The sequence below is a fragment of the Alkalispirochaeta americana genome (assembly GCF_900156105.1).
Taxonomy (GTDB): Bacteria; Spirochaetota; Spirochaetia; order DSM-27196; family Alkalispirochaetaceae; genus Alkalispirochaeta; species Alkalispirochaeta americana.
Window position 1 is genome coordinate 91366 of sequence record NZ_FTMS01000013.1, and the last position, 19416, is coordinate 110781.

The 19416-nt window shown below is 58.4% G+C and carries 17 protein-coding genes; 7 read left to right on the forward strand and 10 right to left on the reverse strand.

What is annotated here, in order from left to right:
• Window positions 1-20: 20 nt before the first annotated feature.
• Window positions 21-1094, forward strand: coding sequence for a metallophosphoesterase (locus tag BW950_RS10645; RefSeq protein ID WP_200796821.1), 1074 nt, complete (start codon window positions 21-23; stop codon window positions 1092-1094).
• Window positions 1095-1173: 79 nt separating this feature from the next.
• On the opposite strand, the gene BW950_RS10650 is transcribed toward BW950_RS10645, so the two are convergent.
• The 3 genes from BW950_RS10650 to BW950_RS10660 form a co-directional block, all read right to left on the reverse strand.
• The gene (locus BW950_RS10650; protein WP_076489284.1) at window positions 1174-2460 is read right to left on the reverse strand and encodes an O-acetylhomoserine aminocarboxypropyltransferase/cysteine synthase family protein; all 1287 of its coding nucleotides are present in this window, start codon (window positions 2458-2460) and stop codon (window positions 1174-1176) included.
• Window positions 2457-3395 carry a cysteine synthase A gene (gene cysK, locus BW950_RS10655; protein ID WP_327077627.1) on the reverse strand — a complete coding sequence of 313 codons (939 nt, stop codon included), beginning with the start codon at window positions 3393-3395 and terminating at the stop codon, window positions 2457-2459. Before cysK ends, BW950_RS10650 begins: the two co-directional genes overlap by 4 nt.
• 105 nt (window positions 3396-3500) lie before the next feature.
• On the reverse strand, window positions 3501-3917 hold the full coding sequence (locus BW950_RS10660) for an RrF2 family transcriptional regulator (RefSeq protein ID WP_076489285.1): 417 nt from the start codon (window positions 3915-3917) through the stop codon (window positions 3501-3503).
• Window positions 3918-4133: 216 nt separating this feature from the next.
• Here BW950_RS10660 and BW950_RS10665 point away from each other — a divergent pair, with 216 nt between their 5' ends.
• Both BW950_RS10665 and BW950_RS10670 read left to right on the forward strand, forming a co-directional pair.
• Window positions 4134-7142: a M16 family metallopeptidase gene (locus BW950_RS10665; protein ID WP_076489286.1), complete on the forward strand. Its 3009-nt coding sequence runs from the start codon at window positions 4134-4136 to the stop codon at window positions 7140-7142.
• 179 nt (window positions 7143-7321) lie between these two features.
• Complete coding sequence (locus BW950_RS10670) at window positions 7322-7771, forward strand: GyrI-like domain-containing protein (protein WP_159438784.1); 450 nt, start codon at window positions 7322-7324, stop codon at window positions 7769-7771.
• Between the two features lie 80 nt (window positions 7772-7851).
• On the opposite strand, the gene BW950_RS10675 is transcribed toward BW950_RS10670, so the two are convergent.
• Complete coding sequence (locus BW950_RS10675; protein ID WP_076489288.1) at window positions 7852-8436, reverse strand: 5-formyltetrahydrofolate cyclo-ligase; 585 nt, start codon at window positions 8434-8436, stop codon at window positions 7852-7854.
• 153 nt (window positions 8437-8589) lie between these two features.
• Window positions 8590-9156 (reverse strand): LPP20 family lipoprotein, encoded by a 567-nt coding sequence (locus BW950_RS10680; RefSeq protein ID WP_076489289.1) that lies wholly within the window; start codon window positions 9154-9156, stop codon window positions 8590-8592.
• Window positions 9157-9289: 133 nt separating this feature from the next.
• On the opposite strand from BW950_RS10680, the gene ptsP reads away from it, so the two are divergent.
• Window positions 9290-11557, forward strand: a complete 2268-nt coding sequence (ptsP, locus tag BW950_RS10685; protein ID WP_159438785.1) for a phosphoenolpyruvate--protein phosphotransferase — start codon at window positions 9290-9292, stop codon at window positions 11555-11557.
• A gap of 57 nt (window positions 11558-11614) precedes the next feature.
• Here the strand turns inward: ptsP and BW950_RS10690 are convergent, their stop codons facing one another.
• From BW950_RS10690 to BW950_RS14930, 3 genes are all read right to left on the reverse strand, one after another.
• The gene (locus BW950_RS10690) at window positions 11615-12232 is read right to left on the reverse strand and encodes a YqgE/AlgH family protein (protein WP_076489291.1); all 618 of its coding nucleotides are present in this window, start codon (window positions 12230-12232) and stop codon (window positions 11615-11617) included.
• Between the two features lie 94 nt (window positions 12233-12326).
• Window positions 12327-14363 (reverse strand): tetratricopeptide repeat protein, encoded by a 2037-nt coding sequence (locus tag BW950_RS10695; protein WP_076489292.1) that lies wholly within the window; start codon window positions 14361-14363, stop codon window positions 12327-12329.
• 101 nt (window positions 14364-14464) lie between these two features.
• On the reverse strand, window positions 14465-15346 hold the full coding sequence (locus BW950_RS14930; protein WP_159438786.1) for a tetratricopeptide repeat protein: 882 nt from the start codon (window positions 15344-15346) through the stop codon (window positions 14465-14467).
• Here BW950_RS14930 and BW950_RS10705 point away from each other — a divergent pair.
• The 3 genes from BW950_RS10705 to BW950_RS10715 all read left to right on the forward strand — a co-directional run bounded on the left by BW950_RS10705 (window position 15327) and on the right by BW950_RS10715 (window position 18439).
• The gene (locus BW950_RS10705; protein ID WP_076489294.1) at window positions 15327-16679 is read left to right on the forward strand and encodes a tetratricopeptide repeat protein; all 1353 of its coding nucleotides are present in this window, start codon (window positions 15327-15329) and stop codon (window positions 16677-16679) included. The two genes, BW950_RS14930 and BW950_RS10705, sit on opposite strands and share 20 nt — an antisense overlap.
• Window positions 16676-17344, forward strand: coding sequence for a metallophosphoesterase family protein (locus BW950_RS10710; protein ID WP_076489295.1), 669 nt, complete (start codon window positions 16676-16678; stop codon window positions 17342-17344). Before BW950_RS10705 ends, BW950_RS10710 begins: the two co-directional genes overlap by 4 nt.
• A gap of 111 nt (window positions 17345-17455) precedes the next feature.
• Window positions 17456-18439, forward strand: a complete 984-nt coding sequence (locus tag BW950_RS10715) for a transcriptional regulator (RefSeq protein ID WP_076489296.1) — start codon at window positions 17456-17458, stop codon at window positions 18437-18439.
• Here BW950_RS10715 and BW950_RS10720 read toward each other — a convergent pair.
• Together BW950_RS10720 and rpsU are read right to left on the reverse strand one after the other, a co-directional pair.
• Entirely contained in the window at window positions 18436-19104 is a 669-nt protein-coding gene (locus BW950_RS10720) for a hypothetical protein (protein ID WP_143559211.1), read from the reverse strand. The two genes, BW950_RS10715 and BW950_RS10720, sit on opposite strands and share 4 nt — an antisense overlap.
• A 61-nt stretch (window positions 19105-19165) precedes the next feature.
• A complete protein-coding gene (rpsU, locus tag BW950_RS10725; RefSeq protein ID WP_026245120.1) occupies window positions 19166-19375 on the reverse strand; it encodes a 30S ribosomal protein S21 in 210 nt (69 codons plus the stop codon).
• Window positions 19376-19416: the final 41 nt, after the last annotated feature.

Sequence of the window (19416 nt, forward strand, 5' to 3'; positions counted from 1 at the left end):
CCAGGCCGGCCGGAGATAAAATGCTGTTTAAGAATTCATTTTTTTCGACCACCTTGAAATTTTCAACCAACTTCGATGCAATTGCAAGGGTGTACGACATTATTGGTGACATTCATGGCCACTTTCGTCCCCTGGAAGAACTTCTTCGGCGCCTGGGGTATCGCTACCGTGGGGGAACCTGGCGTTTTCCCGGTGGTATCCGGCAGGCTCTCTTTGTGGGAGACTTTCTGGACCGAGGCCCGGCTATACCCGAGACCCTGACCCTGGTGCGCTCCATGATCGAAGGTGGATCTGCCCGGGCTGTTCTGGGCAATCATGAATACAACGCCCTGGCCTGGCACACCTCCGATGGTGCAGGCGGCTGGCTCCGGCAACACTCGGCCGTGCATCGACGACAGCACCGGGCAACCCTGGAGCAATTCGGCATCGACCCTGAAAGCCCCGAGGGCAACAGGGGAGTTCTCGACGACAATCCTCCACCGACCAGGGCAGGACGGCGTCTGCGTGAGGCTCTTGTGTGGTTGCGCCAGCTCCCGCTATATCTGGACGATCCCGGGCTCCGGGTGGTCCACGCCGCCTGGGAGGAACGGGCTCTGGACGAAATTGGCCGCAATCCCGAGGCCCTCCGGGACGACAGAACCCTTTTTCTGAGCGCCTTCGGCGAAAACCCCGAGAGCAGGGCCGTAGAAATACTCCTGAAGGGGGTGGAATTTCCCCTTCCGGACGGGGCGTTTTACCGTGACAAGGAGGGAGTTGCCCGAACCAAAACCCGCGTTCGCTGGTGGCTCTCTCCCGGGGAGGCACCTGCTACCATGGCGGGCCTGGCCATGCCGCCGGCAGATCAGGAACTGGGGCACCTCCCTGTGGACACTTCTTTCCTGAGACGGCTTCCCGGATACCGGGGCGACAAACCTGTTTTTGTTGGCCATTACTGGCTCCGGGGAACTCCGAAACCGCTCGCCCCTCTGGTGGCGTGCCTGGATTACAGCATCGCCCGGGAGGGATTGCTCTGCGCCTACCGTTTCGACGGGGAAGAGACCTTGCAGAAAGAGAAGTTCATCTCCGTGGCGGGGGAACCTGCGGATGCGCCCTGAAACAGGGACGCACCCGCACCGGACCTCACCACGTCGGAAGCGATTGCTCCCTCAGGACAGATAACGACATCCCGTAAGGTCATCCCCGGGCTGCGGCAAAGCCCCGTTCCAGATCTGCCAGGATATCCTCGGGGTGCTCAATCCCGATGGAAAGACGCACCAGCTCCGGCCGCACCCCGGAGCGCTCCTGTTGCTCCTGGTTCAGCTGGCTATGGGTTGTGCCGGCAGGGTGGATCGCCAGACTCTTGGCATCGCCCACGTTTGCTACATGGCTGAAGAGCGAGAGCCCGTCGATGAACCGTTCCCCCGCAGCACGTCCTCCCGATATCCCAAAGGTGACCATTCCCCCGAAACCTCGAGAGAGGTATCGTCGGGCATGATCGTGTCCTGAAGTCCCTTCCAGACCGGGGTACCAGACCCACTCGACCTGGGGGTGATCAGCGAGGAACCGGGCTACCTTTTCTGCGTTGGCGCTGTGTCGCTCCATGCGAAGAGGAAGCGTTTCCAGGCCCTGCAGAAACATCCAGGCGTTATCGGGGCTGATAGCAGCCCCCAGATTCCGCAGGGGAACAAGGCGCATCCTGAGGATATAGGCCAAGGGCGAGAGGTCGCCCAGATCGTAGGCGTAGCGCAAGCCGTGGTAGCTGCCGTCGGGTTCCACGAGATTCACAAACTTGGGGTTTTTCCAATCGAAAGTCCCCTTGTCCACCACAACACCACCAATGCCTGTGCCGTGGCCACCCATCCATTTGGTAAGGCTATGGACCACGATATCTGCCCCATGCTCCAGGGGCCTGAGCAGATAGGGCGTGGTAAAGGTTGAATCCACAATCAGAGGAACCCCGTGACGATGGGCAATCTCGCCGATCGCCTCAAAATCGGGCACCACCAGTGTAGGGTTTCCGATCGTCTCCAGAAAGACAGCCCGTGTCTTCGGGGTGATCGCCGCCTCCAACTCTTCAAGATTCAGGGGATCCACGAGACGGACGGTGATCCCGAACTGCGGGAGGATCTCGGTGAACATCGTGTAGGTTCCGCCGTAGAGGTACCGCGACGAGACAATTTCGTCGCCCGTGCGAGCGATATTAATAATGGAGTAATAGATTGCACTGGTTCCTGAGGCCAGGGCCAGAGCCGCAGCCCCTCCCTCCAGGGCCGCAATCCGTTCCTCCAGGACGTTTTGGGTGGGGTTCTGGAGGCGCGTGTAGATGTAGCCCAGCTCCTTCAGAGAGAAAAGGTTTGCTGCATGCTCGGTGTCGCGAAAATTGTATGCCGTAGTACGATGGACTGCCACGCCCCGGCTGGGTACGGCGGGATCCGCTTCCTGTCCTGCATGTAAGGCCAGTGTCTCAAAGTGGTACTTCATGAAATTGTCTCCTCGTAAAGCCAGGTGCTCAAATAACGCTCTCCCGTATCGCACACGACGGTGACGATGGTCTTTCCCTGGTAGGCCGGGTCCGCAGCCAGCTGTAGAGCCGCGTGGATATTCGCCCCCGCCGAAATGCCCGAGAAGATTCCCTCTTCGCGGGCAAGTCGCCGGGCTGCTTCGCCCGATTCCTCGGCCGTCACCTGGATAATCCTGTCCAACAGGGTTGTATCGAGAATTTCCGGAATAAAACCCGCTCCGATTCCCTGGATCATGTGGGGACCCGGATCTCCCCCGGAGAGAACCGGTGATCCTGCGGGTTCTACCGCCACAAGCTGGACCTCCGGTTTCTGTGCCCGCAGAGCCCTCCCCGTACCAGTGATGGTTCCTCCCGTACCTACGCCTGCCACAAAGACATCCACTTCCCCCCGGGTATCGCGCCAGATTTCCGGACCCGTGGTCCTCTCGTGCACGGCCGGGTTTGCGGCATTGGAAAATTGCGACATCATGACTGCCCCGGGCGTTTCCTCCACGATTTCCCGGGCACGCTCCACAGCTCCCTTCATTCCCCGGGAACCATCGGTCAGTTCCAGCCTGGCCCCCAGAGCAATCAGCAGACGACGTCGTTCGAGACTCATCGTCTCGGGCATGGTGAGAATCACCTTATAGCCCTTGGCGGCACCCACGTAGGCCAGGGCGATGCCGGTGTTCCCGCTGGTGGCCTCCACTATGGTGGCCCCCTGGGACAGGGCCCCCGATTCTTCGGCTGCTTCAATCATGGCACGGCCAATTCTATCCTTCACGGAGCCCAGAGGGTTCCGGTTTTCCAGTTTCACCAGAACCGTTCCCGGGAGGCCCTCACTCATCTTCCGCAGCTCTACCAGGGGAGTGTTCCCGATCGTGTCGATAACCGTCATAGTTTTCATCTTTTCCATACCCTTTATCTCTCCCATGCCTCTGACCTCCGTGAGATATCTTCCTGTACGAGTTCCGGAATTCACCGGATCATCAATACAATAATCATCAAAACCGAAAAACCATCATATCGAGTAGTCTGAGGATCTCTGAAGCGCCTGCCACTTCAAAACTACCTCCGCCAGGGATGCCCCTTTCGCCTGTTCTACAAAGCTTCGTTGCAAGTCCTCCAGAAAGGGTTCTTCGCTCCCTGCCCTGTCTTCCTGTTGACGATGGGAACAGCGAAGGAATTCAGGATCTGTCAGGTTCAGGACATCCACAAAACCGATTGTAGAGGGCTCCCTCACAATCCGGTATCCGCCGGATTTCCCCCTGGAACTTTCCAGCATCCCCCCCCGGCGCAGATCAGCCAGAATCGATTCCAGATATTTCTGTGGTATTTCACAACGCCGGGAAATATCTCCTGCTGAAGCCCTGCGATCTTCCTGAAGCGAGAGATGTATCAGGGCTCTCAGGGCGTAACGTGTTTTTTGCGACCACACAGCAAAGACTCCATAATCATGTATGATTACAGGATAATATACCATACAATTTTGGTCAACCTTTTATCAACAAACTTTCCGCGCCGTACCTCCTGCGTTGTATCCTTCGAAGCTGGATGCTTTCGGCAGATCGGGTCCGATGCCTGGGTCCGATGCCTGGGTCCGATGCCTGGGTCCGGTGGACGATAATCCGTCGGCGGTTGTATTTTCCATCTCATGAAGCGTCGATACAGCATCTTTTCAGCGCCCCTGGTTTCGGTCCGGCGGTTTTTCTCTCACCGGGAAATATCTGCCCTGGTGATCGCTCTTTTCCTGGGCCTGGCCATCGTCCTTACGCCCCTTGCCGCAGGAGGGCGACGGGAAAAGCCTCAACCGCAGCCTTCTGCGGAGGAGATCATCCCTTCCCGGGAGAGCCTGAATACCAGCGCCCCTCGGGAAGCCCCCTCCTTTCTGGAGGAAGAACTTCCCTTCTCCCGGGACATCCGCCGGGGAACTCTCGAGAACGGTCTCGATTTCTTTCTCAAATCTCACTCCTGGCCGGAAGAAACAGTGGTACTGCGTCTCGTGGTGGATGCAGGAAGCGTCCTGGAGGAGGAAGACCAGCGGGGCCTGGCCCACTTCGTGGAGCACATGGCGTTCAACGGCACAGAATCTTTCCCTGAGGGTGAGCTCGTGGCGTATCTGGAGAGTCTGGGCCGACGCTTCGGTCCCGACATAAACGCCTACACCAGCTTTGACGAGACGGTCTACAAACTCGAGCTCCCCGGAAAAGACGAAGATGCGCTCCGGCAGGGATTTCAGGTGATGAAAGAGTGGGCGTCGGCTCTTACCTTTGACAACGATGCGATTGATCGTGAACGGGGAGTGATCGTGGAAGAATGGCGCCGGGGTCGAGGTGCGGCGGGTCGCATCATGGACCAGCACATTCCCGTCATTTTTCAGGGATCACGCTACGCCCGGCGCCTGCCCATCGGCGACATGGAGGTGGTGAGAACCGCCCCCAGGGAACGGCTGGTAGATTTTTTTGAACGCTGGTACCGCCCGGATAACATGGCTCTCATCGTCGTGGGCGATCTCCCTCTGGACAAACTGGAGGAGCTTACCCGTCACTATCTGGGATCAATTCCTGCGCCCGACACGCCCCTGGAACGAACTCGGCATCCCGGTCCTTCCGGAGAAGGCCGACGTGTCAGCATCGCCTCCGATGCCGAGGCCACCGCGAACAGAATCTCGCTCTACGGGCTGTCCCCCCACACACCCCAGAGAACTGTGGGCGATTACCGCCAGGCCCTGGTGCTGAATCTCTTTTCCTCTATCATGAACGAGCGTCTGCGCGAGGAAACCCGGTCGCCCGATTCTCCGCTCTCGAGCGGGGGCGTGGGAATGAGTTCTTTTCTTCACGATACGGAAATCGCCGTCGCCCAGGCCGTTGCACGAAACGAAAAAGTTCGGGAGGCCCTGGAGGTGCTGGTAACAGAACTTGAGCGAGTTCGGAGATTCGGCTTCAGCGAGGGAGAACTCCACCGGGCAAGAGCACGGATGATTCAGGGTATCGATAACGCCCTGATCAACGCTGATACTCGGGAATCGGCATCCCTGGCAGACGAGCTGGTACGCCACCGGACCCGGCAGGAACCGGTTCCGGGGATAGACTATGAACACCGGCTCTACCACGACCTTCTGCCGGAGATCACCCTGGAAGAGGTGTCAGCCCAGGTATCGCGCTTTCTGGAGAGCCCGGAGCTGGTCCTGCTGGCGAGCCTCCGCGATGACGGCCAGGGCCGACTCCCCGACGGAAGCCCTCTTCCCTCCCGGGATGAGCTACTCCACATCATCGACGATGTGAAAACCCGTCCCCTGACGCCTCCAGACAAGGAGGACCGGCAGGAACTTCTTTCCACGACGCCTGCCGAAGGAGGAAAGATCCTGGAACGGCGGGACCACCCCCAGGTTGAAACCCGGGAGTTTCTCCTCTCCAACGGAATTCGCTTGTTTGTTCGTCCCAGTGATTACCGCAGCGACGAGATTCTCTTTGCGGCCCACAGTCCCGGGGGATTCCAGAAGATAACCGATCCTCTCGTGACTGCAGCACGGCTGGCACCGGCTGTGGCCAGCGAGAGCGGTCTTGGAGAGCTCTCGGCCTCGGCCCTGGAGCGGGCCCTGGCAGGACGGTCGGTCCGGATTTCCACCGACATAGGCCTCACGGCAGAACGCATGACAGGGTCCACCCGGCAGGAAGACCTGGAAACTCTTTTTCAGCTCCTCTATCTGAATCTTGCAAGCCCCCGTTTTGACCAGGCGGCACTGGATACGGTGAAACAACAACACCTTCAAGCGCTACGGGGCCGCGACGCCTCTCCCCAGGGGATTTTCCAGCGGCAATTTCAGGAACTCTACAGCGCAGGAGACCCGCGAAAAGCACCCCTGACAATAGCCAAAGTGGAGGCGATAACTCTCGAAGAGGTGCAGTTGGCCCACCAACAGTGGTTCCACGATACCCGGGAGATCGCTCTCTTCTTTACCGGCTCCCTGGATCCGGAGGAGACAGCCCGACTGGCCGCCGACTACCTGGGAGGAATAGCTCCCCCCGGTGAGCCCCATCACCCCGTGAAAGAAGAGGATAGGGCCTTTCCCTCCCGAAGTTTCTCCCTCCCGGGAGAGCTCATCCAGGAAACGGTCAGAGCAGGCAGCGAAGAAATTGCCCAAGTAGCGATCCTCTTCCACAATGACTATTCCTGGTCCCAGGAGGAGAACCACCGCTGGAACAGCCTGGGAGACCTGCTCAATCTCCGTCTTCGTGAAGTGATCCGCGAGGAAGAGGGCGGCACCTACGGTGTCCGGGCCACCGCCTGGCGCCAGCAGCTACCGGACCCCCAGGCTTTTCTGCAGATCAGCTTTGGAATGGACCCCGAGCGAAGTCATGACCTGATCCAGCGAACCCTGGAGGTCCTTCAGGAGGTTCTGGATGAACCGGCTTCGGAAAGCGCCCTCCAGCGGATCAAGGCGCAACAGCGAGAGCGATACCGCCGAAATCAGCGGGAAAACAGCTACTGGCTGAACTCGCTTGTTTTCTCCTGGGAACAGGGCCGTGATTTTGCTGCGATCCTGGATCTTCCGGATTTAATCGAATCCCTCTCGGCCGAGGATATCCAGAGCGCTGCCCGCCGATATATCCACATGGACCAACGCCTGGAGGTCCTTCTTTTACCGGGCCTGGTCGAATAACGTTTAACCAAAGGCCGGACTCTGTCCTGATCGTTTCGGGACAGGTCCGGCCTGATCCGTTCCAAAACAATCCGGAAATCGGGCGTAACCAGGACACAGGGGTGTCGCCTTTCCTCTGATACCATGCGCTATCTACCATGAGAAACCAGGGTAGAATCATGAACCCTAGGAGGAAGACGATGGAAATCAAGGAACGGCAGGAAGAAAAGACAGTTTCGATCAGGACGACCGTGTCGCTGCACAATCTGCCCGACACCCTCACAGAGGTCTACGGAGAACTCATGGAATACCTTCAGCGCCAGAAGGAAACCATGACGGGGTATCCCTTTGTGATGTATCATAACCACGATATGGAAGCCTTGGACATAGAAGCGGGATTCCCCGTGGAGAAGGTTCTTCCCGACGAAGGGCGCGTCCGGGCGAGCCGCATTCCCGGTGGAAAGGTGCTCTCGGCCGTCCATACCGGCCCCTATACCACTCTGGAAAAAAGCTATACCCCTCTGATGACGCACATCGAAGAGACAGGTCTCAAGGTAACTCCCTGGATGTACGAACTCTACCTGAACTGCCCCGACGAGACTCCCCCGGAAAAACTGCAGACGGAGATCTGTTTTCCCCTGGCCGAATGATCCAGCGACAAAACAGCGCAGGGATCTCCGGGCGGGCACACCAATCGGCCCGCCCGATCGCCACGGGAGAACATAAAGGGTCAGGAGAATGCTGTCAGGGAATCCCTCAGGACCCTGGTGACAGCTACGTCCCAGGGGTCGCACGGCACCTCAGGGACAACCTGGCATCCGAAGGCAACGCCCAGAAGGGCTATGCCGGGATCGACCCTGGTCAGCCAGCGGTCGTAATAGCCCCCACCCCGACCCAGACGCCTCCCCTGAAGATCAAAGGCCCGTCCCGGGATAATCACTATCGATGCATTTCCCGGGATTGCTTCTGAATCGTCTTTCCCCGAGGGTTGCAGGAACCCCAGGCGATGCCGCTCCAGAGAGAGACAGGGGGAATTTTCTCGCTCCGGGAAGGCACGAAAAAAAGCCATCTCTTTCTTCCCCTCCCCCACCCGGGGAAGAAACACTTCCTTTCCCTCTTTTCGGGCAGCGAGCAGAAGCTCCGAGAGATCCACCTCGTCGTCCATGGCCGAATAGGCAAAAACAGAATCGCTTTGGCCCCAGGCCGAAAGCTCCAGAATCTGCCCGATAATCTGCTCCTGGGCAGCAGAACGCACCAATGGATCAAGTTCACGAACCGTTCTCGAAAGGCTGGAGCGGAGATTTTTTTTGTTCATCCTGTTGTTCATGTTGTGAAATGTGAATCGAGGATCGAGGATCGAGGATCGAAAAAAGGCCGCCCCGGTTACCCGGCGGCGGCCCCCACTGGTGATGCGCCCAGGAGGAGAAACCCCTCCCGGACGCCCCGCTTGCCTCCCTCCGGAATCAGTCTAGCGCTGAGATCCGGCTGCGGGAGGATTGTTCTGCAACTGTGCGTCCAGCGCCTGAAGCGCCTGATCAGCCTTGAACTCGGCAAAGGCAGCGTCCTCGTTCCGCTGGAACGCCTCGCCTGCAGCCTGGGCAAAGCCGCTCAAGGGATAGCTCACCAGAGCATAGATCGTTCCGTCGGGACCCTGTTCAACCTGGTCGGTGCGGGCACCCTGGAGGGTTGTCTCCGTTACCTGCCGGGAGATGGTCTCGACAAAGCTGATAACCTGGACGTTGCCATCCATGCCCGCTTCCTGGGCGTAGTCCGTGATGGCCGCCTGGATCGCTGCGTTCATCTGGAACGCGATGTCCTCACGGGCCCGGGAGACGGCCATGCGGCGGGAGGTGTCCAGGGTGGACATCTTGGCTGAACCGACACCGTAGATGGCATCGTCGGCTTGGGGCGGGTTCAGATAGAAACTGGGAAGTCCCGGGGGAGCCTGCTCGGGTGTGGGAGCGGGGGCTGATCCGCACCCGATAACCAGAACCAGGGCAAGAGCAACCGTCAGGAACGCAATACTTTTCTTCATCGTAGATTCCTCCTGTTAATTCGTCACATCTGTGACATTCACTACGGTAATTATAGTCTCAGTGAAATACCTTTTCCATAGTTCCGGCACGAAAAAACTTTTTTCTCGCGCAAAAAGCGTCTATTATAGGGGCGTGACACAATTCAACAGCCTGGCTCTGATAAATGCAGTAACCGACCTGGCGGAACTTCTGGGGCGGCGGACCACCGTGGAGGGCTTCCTTCAGGATCTTGTAGCAACCGTGGCAAATCATCTCGGGTCTGACGTATGCTCGGTCTATCTCTACGATGTAGAGCAGGACCTTCTGGTGCTGCGGGCAACCCGGGGACTAAACCCTCTCCTCCTGGGGAAGGTCCGCCTGAATCCGGGCGAGGGCCTCACGGGGCAGGCCTTTCTCAAGAACAGTCCTATCCTGGAACGAAACGCTGCCGCCTCGAGCATGAACAAGGCGATTCCGGACCTGGGGGAAGATGACTACCCGGCCTTTCTGGGAGTCCCGATCAAGCGCAACGACCTGGGAATCGGTGTACTGACCCTGCAATACCGCGACGCCGATTCGATAGATCCCCAGGCCCTGCGCGCCCTGCGCACCCTGGCATCTCACCTGGCATCGACCCTTGAGAATGTTGCTGCCCTCTACGAACTTCACGAAGAACCATCACAAGGGACTCCCTCGGAGGAAAAGCCCTTTGAAGCAGGCTTGCTTCAGGGAACCAGCGCCTCCAGGGGAATAGCCATCGGCCTTCTGGAATACCTGGACGGCCGTGTTATCGACCGATCCCTGCCAATCCAGCGATCCATCGAGGATGCAATCGAGCTGAGCACGCGCCAGCTCCAGGAACTTCAGCACAAGGTTGATCAGTCTCTCTCGGATGTGGCCCTGATGATCTTCAGCTCTCACCTGCTGATGCTTCGGGACGAGAGCTTCGTAGGGCGTATGGTTGATCTTGCCCTGGACGGCAGCGACCCCCGGGAAGCGGTAGAATCGGTGGTGGCTGATTTCTCCAGCCGCTTCGCCGCAATTCCGGACCCACGGTTTCAGGAAAAAGCCCAGGACGTCCAGGATCTGGGCAACCGGATCATGCGAAATCTCCAGGCCCTGGAAGACAAGGACGGAGACTATCGGGGCCACGTTGTGGTGGTCCAGGATCTCTTTCCCTCGGAACTGGTGAAACTCCACCTGCAAAAGGTGGAGGGAGTGATCTTCGCAGGGGGAGGAGCCACCAGCCATGTGGCCATTCTGGCCCAGTCCCTGCATCTTCCTGTAGTGGGAACCGGTGATCCCCGGCTCTTTTCCATTCCTTCGGGGGTCCACGTGGTGGTGGACGCCGAAGACGGGAAAGTAATCGTCGCCCCGGGCCGGGAGGTCCTGGAGGCTTATCGCCAGCGATTGCGGCCGCTCCTGCGCCAGGCCCGTCACCCGGGGGAAGAAAAGATCCCCTCGCCCCTCCTCAGCGCCGACGGCATACCCCTGACACTTTTGGCAAACGCGAATCTCGTCAAGGACGCCCGGAGCGCCTTCTCCCTGGGTGCCCAGGGAATCGGGCTGTACCGGAGCGAGTTTCCCTTCCTGATACGCAACGGATTTCCCACCGAAGAGGAGCAGTACAACGTGTACCTGAGGGTGGTTGAGGAAACTCCCGGACTTCCCGTGGGGTTTCGAACCCTTGATCTGGGGGGGGACAAACTTCTCAGCAGTCAGGTGGGGCGTGAGGACAACCCCTTCCTGGGGTACCGGGGAATCCGGTTTCTCCTGGATCACCGGGATCTTTTTCGGGATCAGCTGCGGGCGATGCTCCGGGCAGGTCACGGGGCAGAGATCAGCATCCAGTTTCCCATGATCGCTTCTCTGGATGAGTTCCGGACAGCCCGGGAGGAAGTGTTGCGATCCATCGCCGATCTTCAGGCGGAGGGCATCCCCTGCCACACCGCCCCACAGCTGGGCGTGATGGTGGAGCTTCCTGCCACAATCGAAATAGCCCGGGATCTGGCGCAGGAAGCAGATTTTTTCTCCATCGGCACCAACGATCTGATCATGTACATGCTCGCGGCCGATCGAGCGAACCATCGGGTTGCCTCGCTCTACCGCTCGGTTCATCCCGGTGTCTTGCGTGCCCTTCAGCGACTCACTGAAGTAGCTCATGACACAGGTCGCCCCATCTCGGTCTGCGGAGCCACAGCCGAAGATCCGGCGATGATCCTTTTCTATCTCGGTATCGGGATCACCCGCCTCAGCGTAGATGCAACCTCGCTTCTCGGGGTTGCCCGAATCCTTCAAGGCATATCCCTGAGCGAGGCCCAGGAACGCGCCCGGCGGATGCTCTCTACTTCCACTCTGGCGGAACTAGACAGCCTTGCCTGCGCCATCCGGGGCGAGTTTTCCCAGGAAGGGAGAGAGTAACACAGCCCGGGTGTCTGGTGGGCCGCACCTGATGGCCTGGCTAACCTGATGGCCTGGCTAATTGAGAGACGGTTTAAACCCCGTTTGGGCGACAATGCGGTAAAACCCGCCTTTCTCACTCAGGACCTTTTTCCAACCCTCCGTTGCGTGGGCCTGGAAGGCCAAATCCGGCGAAGCGGGATGGATAAACCAGGAATCGCTCCGGAGTTCCTCCTCAAGCTGGCCGGGGGCCCAACCGGAGTACCCCGCAAAGACCCGAACCTGGGGCCGTTCCTTCTCGGGAAGAGCCAGGTAGTCTTCTGAAGCCATATAGTCAAGAATGTGCTGGAACGAGGGTTCAAAGAAGACCCCCTTGCACGGTTCCAGGGCATGATCACTATGGTAGCGCCTGGGAATACCCGAATGAAGCACAAAAATATAGTTCTGCTGGACCGGCCCACCCACATACACTTTCAGGCCGGAGGCAGGAGAGCGCTCCAGGTTGTCCAGGACATCTCCCGCAACCACCTCGCTCTCCCGATTAACAACGAGGCCGAAGGCTCCCTCTTCGTTGTGGTCAACAAGAAGAACCACGGCACGAAAGAAGTTGGGGTCCTGCAGATCGGTCTCGGCGATCAGAAAATACCCTGTCAGGTCAGGCGGGTGGGCGCCGGTACGGTCATCCAAAGCACTCATGCCGCCCAGTATACGCCTGAATGAAGAGAGCGCAAAGCCCCCGCTCCAGGACCTCCCAGGGACGCCTCACAGGGTCGGGCCACAGGGACGGGCCTCACAAAGAGGAAAGAATCGCCTCGACAGCGCCACGTCCCTCATAATTCGGGTGGGCCGCCAGTAGTTGCTCAAGGACCTCCCTCGCCTTCCCGGTCTCATCCCGAGCCACATGGAGTTCCCCCAGACGATGATAGGCGCCCCAGTAGTCCGGGTTCATTTTCACCACATCCTTCAGAGCCCGCTCGGCCCGGGAGTAGTCCTCGGCCCCCAGGTAGGCCAGGGCGAGGTTGTAGTGGGCTGACGCCTCGTTGGGCCGTGCCGCCACGGCTTCCCGGAAATGCTGTATTGCCCGGTCAAAAAGATCGCGGTCCAGATAGACCCTGCCCAGGTTCGTATTGACCTGAAACCCCTCCGGCTCCTGGCGATGGGCCTGAAGGAGCACCTCCATTGCCTGATCGTGAGCGCCCAGGTTGTTCAACAGACGCCCCATCTCCGAGAGAGCCCGGGTATACCCGGAATCGCGCTGCACAGCCGTGGCATGGGCCGCAATTGCCTCCTCGTAGTTACCCAACCCCTCCTCGATCTGGCCCAGAGTGAAGTGGTACTCGGGGGGGCGTCCATCGACCCTGATTGCCTGACGGATAAAGGGGTGCGCTTCGCGGTACCGTCCTCGCTCGCTCAAAACCAGGGCAAGGTTGTAATTGTTCAGGGCGTTTTCGGGTTGAAGCTCCCGGGCCCGGGAGAAGTGGGTCTCCGCTCCCGCGAGATCTCCCTGGCGATACAGCGCCGTAGCCAGTCGGGAAAAATAACGCATGTCCGCATCGTGATGTTCCACAGCCTCTTCGAAGGCCTCCCGGGCTCCCTCGAGATCTCCCCGGTCAAGGAGGATATTGCCCAAACGGTACCATGAAGCGTGGTCGTCGGGACGCACCTCAATCGCAAAGCGAAAGGCCTGCATGGCCCGGCCGGTATCACGCAGCTGCAGGTTGGTAACCCCCAGGTTGTGATAGGCGTTCCCGTATTCAGGGTCAATCCGCACACAGGCCTCGTAGGAGGCGCGAGCCGCCTGGAACTCCCGAGCCCTGTATTGAGCCCGCGCAAGCTCATACAGCACAGCAGCGCTCTCGGGGTTAATTCTGGCAGCCGACGAATAGGCCGCAATGGCGTCACTGAAGCGCTCGGTCTCGTAGTAGACCTGTCCCTGGACAAAGAAGGCATCCCAGACATCACGACTGCGGTCCAGGGCCTCCGACGCCAGCCGGAGCGCTTCCTGACGGTTTCGGGAACTGGTTATATCCTCGTCGACATAACTCCGCGCCAGAGCAGCCAGAGCCTGCCCGTGGAGCTGGTTTTCCCGGCGGGAATCGGCCAGCGGGATATTGAGAACCCGATCCATCTTTCCCCGGAGTCGGGCGTAATCCCTGGCCTGAAGCAGATCCGGCGCCTGGGCAAGCAATTCCTGGATCTCTTCGGTTTTCTGGCGTTCTTCCGTATCAAGCCGCTCCAACTCGGCCTTTCGTTCAGCTTCGCGCCGCTCGGCCTCCTCCCGACGCCGCTGCTCTTCGGCAACTCGTTGCTCTGCCAGCTGTTGCTGCACCGCAAGCCGGGCCTCTTCGCGGCGGGCTTCAGCCTCGGCCCTTCGGGCAGCGGCTTCTGCCTCCTGGGCGGCCAATTCCCGGTCGCGACGGTCTTCTTCGGAGGAACGCTCTTGCCGTGTTTCCGCAGCGGCCCGAGCTGCCTCACGCCGCTCCTGCTCCTCCCGCGCAGCACGCTGCGCCTGGAGCGCACGAGCTTTCAGATCTCGCGCAGTCTGGTTATCCACATCCTCAATCAACACTTCATCGATGAGATTCAGGGCTCTGCTATATTCCTGGTTCTCCAGATAGTCCTTGGCCAGAACCAGCTTGTTTGCCCGGCGTTGCTCGGCGGGGTCGATATCATCGGCTTCTGTCCGTTCTTCCGCTACAGGCGGTTGCGACGGGGCCTCTGCACCTGAAGGACGGCCAAAATAGTAGGCAGCCCCCCCGCCGATAAGCAACGCCAGCAAGCCGATTCCGCCAAAAAGAAGAACCTTCTTTCGTGATTCATCAGTCATATTTGATATCCCCCTCCCACAGGTTCATCTGCTTCGTCCACACGTCATCAATACGTCATCAATACGTCATCAATCAATCAGACAGGATCAATCAAACAGCATTAATCCAGAATATCCAGCTCGTCGTCGAAATCACGGATATCCTCGCGATCCACCTCAAAAGTCCGGGCATCCTCACGGGATGACCCCAGCGATTCAAGAACGGAATCCATCATCTTCTGGCGACGCGCCGCAGCTTGCTGGCGCTCCCGCTCCTCCCGCTCGCGACGTTCCTCTTCTGCAATCCGCCGCGCCTCGGCCTCTTCCCGGGCCAGACGCTCTTCCTCTTCCTTTCGCAACTCCTCGGCCTGGATCGTCTCCCGAAGAAGCGCGATCATCTCCTGAATTTCTCTCCGCTGGGGGTTTGAAGGGCGCAAGGCCAGATAGCGCTCGTAGTCGCGCACAGCCAGATCATAATCGCCCAGTTTTACCTGAGCGTTCGCCCGATTCAGATAGGCCATCACCAGCGTGGCGTTCCGGTCGATCGCAGCGGAATACATGGCAACAGCCGCTTCCTGATGGTCCTGACGTCCCAGCAAAAGGGCCAAATCAAAGGCGATCCGGCCTCGCAGCTCCCGATCAAACCGGGAATCATCCAGGCCGCGCCGCAACAGCTCCTCGGCTTCACCAGAGTTCCCTGCCATCTCCCAAACCGAGGCAAGAAGCCGGAAAGCCTGACCGTTTCCCGGCTCGCGCTCCAGCAAGACCTCCAGCAACGGAATTGCCTCGTGATAGTTCCGGAACTGGACCTTCTCTACGGCACGTTCCCAGAGATCGCCTTCACCCGGTTGATTCGCAGCCAACTCCGGCGGAGCAGCCAGAAGCAGGAAAAAAACGACCAGAACAGACAGGACCGCCGGGAAGAAACCCGACAAAACCCAGGAGGCTTGCCTATTCTGCCGCAGATATTCATAATACCCCGCAATGGGTGTTGTAATAATCATCACTGTCCTGGGTGCGCTCATCGGATTCATCTCTTTCTTTATCGTCCGGAACCTGGTCGCTCCAAAGAAGATAGCCCGTGTGGAGCAACTTCTCAAGCAGAACAAGCCCTCTGCTGCGGTGAAAGTCGCAAAACAACACCTGGCCAGGGACCCCCGCAACCCCGAAGCTCACTATCTTCTGGGCCGGGCCTACCTGATGGATTCAAAACCCGAGCTGGCCCTGATGGAGTTCCGAACGGTCAACCAGATAGGCCAGTTCGGAGGACTGGTCCCGGAGGTTCCCTTTCGCCGCCAGACGGCAGAGCTCTTCCAGCGCTTCAACCAGCCCGAAGAGGCTCTCAAGGAATATCTCCTGCTCATCCAGAAAGACCCGGAGAACGCCGACAATTATTACCAGACGGGAGTCCTTTTCGAGGAACGGGGCAAGGCCACAAAATCGATCAACTATTTCCGCAAGGCAATCCAGCTCCAGCCCCGCCACGGACTGTCCTATCTCCATTTGGGGCTGATTCTCTACCGGGCAAAACGCTTTCCCGACGCCCTGGAATACCTCCAGAACGCCCTGAAGTATCAACCCGATCACTATCCAGCCTATTATTACATCGGACGCATCCAGAAAGAAAACAAAGATTTCACGGGAGCCCTCCAGTCTTTTGAGTGGGCAACCAAGGCCCCGGAGTTCCGGACCAAGGCGCTCATCGAGCGGGGAACCTGCTACATGGAGCAAAACAACCTGGAACGGGCAACCAGCGAGCTTGAGCGGGCGATCAACACCGGAAAAACTCCCTCCGAGGGGGATCTCCTCTGGGCTCACTATTTCCTCGCCTCCTGCTACGAGAGGCAACGAAAAATTGAGTGGGCAATCGAACACTGGGAAACGATCTACAAACGAAAACCCAGCTTCCAGGATGTGGCAGAAAAACTCGGCCAGTATCAGGACCTCCGGCAAGACGACCATATCAAGGATTTCCTCACCGTTTCCCAGACGGAGTTTCGGGGCATGTGCGAGCGAATAGCCAGCACCTTGGGCTACACCATCCAAAGCGTCGAGGATCAGGACAACGGCGTGCAGATGATCGTCGTCGAGAGCGGCTCCAACTGGCGGTCAAACAAGAAACTCCCCCGCCTCATCCAGTTTATTCGCGTAGCAGAAATAATCGACGAAAACACCATTCGGGAGATCCACGAAACGATGCGCTCCCAGGGACTCACCCGAGCCATGGTGATCGCCAGCAGCACCTACTCCCGCATGGCTCTGGACTTTGCAGAATCACGGCCCCTGGAGCTGTACAACAAGGATCATCTTCAGGAGTTTCTTAAAAAATCGTCGTGAAAATTCTCTGCGTAGCCGACCACATTGACCCTCTGGTGTACAGCGCCGCGGTAAAAACCCGTTTTTCCGACGTGACGATGGTGCTTGGTGCCGGAGATCTTCCCATGGAGTATCTGGGGTTCCTCTCATCGAGCCTCAACCGCACGGTGGGATTTGTCTTCGGCAACCACAATCTGAAAGCGCTTCCCCTCTTCCAGAGATCAAAAGCATCCCTTCTTGATCAGACGGCCCTCACTGCGCAAACACAAAACTATTACGGCTCCACCTGTCTGGAAGGCCGCGTCATGCGCCTGGAGGGAATCCTCATTGCCGGACTGGGAGGCAGCATCCGCTATAACCGGGGCGAACACCAGTTCACCAATTTTGAGATGAATTGCCGCCTGCTGCGGCTTGTCCCCCGCCTTCTCTGGAACCGCCTGGTCCACGGCCGATACCTGGACATACTCCTCACCCATGCCCCGCCCCGGGGAATCCACGACGAGGAAGACCTCTGCCATCAGGGATTTACGGGTCTGCTCTGGTTCATGCGACGGTTCCGGCCCCGCTACCTCCTGCACGGCCATATTCATCTCTATGATATAAACGCTAATCGGGTTTCACAGTATCATGACACAACAATTATTAACGTCTACGACCATTATGTATTAGACTATGAACTGGATTAAGCAGCCAGATATATCACGCTGTCCGGTACAGCCGGTTATCAGGCCACCGGTCCCGGAAAACGGAAGAGACCGGCGCACAAACTCAGGGTAAACGGGAGCCTCCTAGCGACGATGCGCGAAATACTTGAAGCAGAGGCCAGGGAAGATTTCAACCGGGCCCGCAAAAACGCTTTCTTCAGTCAGATTTTCACTCTTTTCTCTTCGAACCAGGAGGGCCTTCTCTCTCTACAGGAAGTCCGGGAGAAGCTCATTCCCCGAGGAGAAACCTACCGGGGAATGAAAACGGTACCCCTCGATCAAATCGTAGGGAGCGAGGGCCGATACCGGGATTTCAACAGCCAGTTTCTTCCCCGTTACGAGCATTTGCGCAGCCGCTGGCAACGGGTCGATCTCGCACATCTCACCGATATCATTCTCCCCCCCGTTACGCTGTACGAAGTCGGGGGAGTCTATTTTGTCCGGGACGGAAACCACCGAGTTTCGGTGGCTCGGTCCCAGGGAGTCAAGGAGATAGACGCCGAGGTGGTGGCCCTGGAGACGGAGATCCCCCTCCACGGCACAATGACCCGCGAGAACCTCCGAAAAGCTGTCATCAACCACGAGAAAAAACTCTTTCTCCAGCGCCTGCATATCACGGAGTTCCTGCCCGAAGCAGACTTCACCGTAAGTGCCACGGGACGGTACGACGAACTGGAAAAGCACATTCACGGTCACAAATACTTTCTGAACGAGTGCCAGGTGGTGGAGATCCCCCTGGAGCAGGCCATAAAAAGCTGGTATGCCAACGTCTACCGCCCCATCGTTCGGATCATCACCGAAAACAATCTGATGAGCCGCTTCCCCGACCGCACCCCCACCGATCTCTATCTCTGGATTGTTCGCCACTGGGACCAGCTGAAGGGGCAATACGGGCTTGACTTCCCCCTGAACGCAGCTGCCGAGGATTATGCCCGTCACTACGGGGCAAGCCGCGGGCACCGATTTCTCCGGTCGTTCCGGCTGGGAAGAAAGATACTCCATCTCCTCCTCCGCCTCCAGCGGTATCAACACCGTCGGAAAAAGAGACGCAGAATCAAGGAAGAAGAGGGTCTCTAATCGTCCAGGCCCCGGTCGGAGTGCCAGGGGCCGGATTCGAGCCACAGTGCCGGGCCAGCCTGCGCCAGCAGAAAGAACTCCTGATCCCCCACAAAATCCCGAAAGTCCGCTCCCAAAGGAGCCGGCCCTGAGAGATCCCCCTGAAATTCCAGGACTCCCCGGTCAGTCCTGACAAAATGTCGCCCCCCCCCGGAAGCTGGAACAAGAGAAAAACCTGCCTCACTGGCGGAATCAGTTTTCAGGCGAGGAAAGGTGCCACACCCCGAAACCCCCGGCGGACGAGGGAGTATCTGCTCCATCTCGACCGTTCGACCCGAGTAATCACCCACAGTCACGCGCAGAGGCCCCCGCGGCAGAGTTGCAGTACCGGGGAAAACAAGGCCTGGAGAACCAAACCAATGACGATCATCGCGATGGTGGTGCTCCAGGTCCTGGCCGGAAAGCTCCCACCCAAAGCCCTGGTCGGGAAACTCCACAACCATCCAGGCCACGTCTTCGGGTCCATCAGGATCATGGATATCGGCAAAGACCATCAGCCGTTCCTCAACGGAACCACGGACATCCGGGCAGGAAGCAACAATCGAGATTTCCATCTGCATGATTTCGGGATCGGCAGAACTACACCCCGAGACAGCCAGCACCGCGAGAAAACCCGCGCAGACCATCGGGAGAAACAAAAAAAAACGCCCACCGAGGGGCGCTTTATAATAAACCACAGCGCCCCGCTCAGTAGCTGCGCGATGCCTGGGCTTTGCGGATTTTCTTCTGGATCTTCCGCTCCATTGACTTCTTTTTGCGATTCTTGATCGTGGAGGGTTTCTCAAAATATTCCCGCTTCTTCCACTCACGAATGATACCTTCTTTTTCTACCATTCGCTTGAATCGTTTGATGGCTTTTTCCAGGTTCTCGCCATCCTCGATCTTTACAACGGCGATACAATCACCCCCTTCCTGGTACAGACTCGTTTCATAATGCC